This is a genomic window from Sedimentibacter sp. B4, from assembly GCF_000309315.1.
Classification (GTDB): domain Bacteria; phylum Bacillota; class Clostridia; order Tissierellales; family Sedimentibacteraceae; genus Sedimentibacter; species Sedimentibacter saalensis.
Window position 1 is genome coordinate 1 of the sequence record NZ_CANG01001034.1, and the last position, 238, is coordinate 238.

1 pseudogene is annotated in these 238 nt (G+C 72.7%); it reads left to right on the forward strand.

The annotated features are described in order from the left end of the window. A pseudogene (locus BN358_RS28095) lies at nucleotides 1–238 on the forward strand (hypothetical protein); the annotation flags it as partial.

Genomic DNA, 238 nt, shown 5'->3' on the forward strand with positions numbered 1-238 from the left:
CCAGCTCACCGTGTCACTGCACACGGCGGACGGCGAACCCGAGCTGGTCGGGCACTACCAGACCCGGCTCACTGCGGCAGGGGCGCCGGAGTGGCTACCGATTCCCGGGCTCGTTCAGGACGCGCGGTACCGGGTCACGGCCCGGCCGCAGACCCTCGCGCTGCGCGACTTCGGACGACTGGTGAACCACGTCAGCCCGGTGCCGCTGCGCGACGGGGGGCCCTGCAGGACTGGCCAA